The organism is Desulfopila sp. IMCC35006 (assembly GCF_005116645.1).
In the GTDB taxonomy this organism is placed as follows: domain Bacteria; phylum Desulfobacterota; class Desulfobulbia; order Desulfobulbales; family Desulfocapsaceae; genus Desulforhopalus_A.
This window is the reverse complement of sequence record NZ_SWCM01000056.1, coordinates 1-417: the sequence shown is the minus strand read 5'-3', so window position 1 is coordinate 417 and position 417 is coordinate 1. Positions and strand designations below refer to the sequence as shown.

General features: G+C 41.2%; 1 protein-coding gene. It reads right to left on the bottom strand.

The annotated features are described in order from the left end of the window. Positions 1-417: PAS domain-containing protein (locus tag FCL47_RS24145; RefSeq protein WP_153306395.1), on the bottom strand; the 417-nt coding region annotated here is incomplete at both ends.

The window sequence follows — 417 nt, the reverse complement described above, 5'->3', positions numbered from 1 at the left end:
CCTGTTGATGTTGTTCCGTAATGTCTCTAATTATCAACATTTTTGAAGTGGTTCCATCGTTGTTAGCGATAGGGGTAGCCACAATATCAAACCTGCGGTCATTTGCCATAGTAGGCTGGTAACGAATATTCTTTGCTTCTTCGACAACCTCTTTTAGCCTGCAATGTTGGCAGGGACTGTCCTGTCCCATAATTATGCTATGGCAGGTACTGCCGTGATAATCACCAAACCAGCCAATTATCGTATTATTCATGATTCTTAGATGATAGTCAGAATCGATGACACACAACCCCAAACCTATATCATCAATTGCGGTGATATAACGTTGCAACTTGCTCTGGGATTGTAGTAATGCCCTTTCCGTCTTCTTACGTTCAGTGATCTCAAAACGCATCTTTTCGTTTGCTTTTACAATAG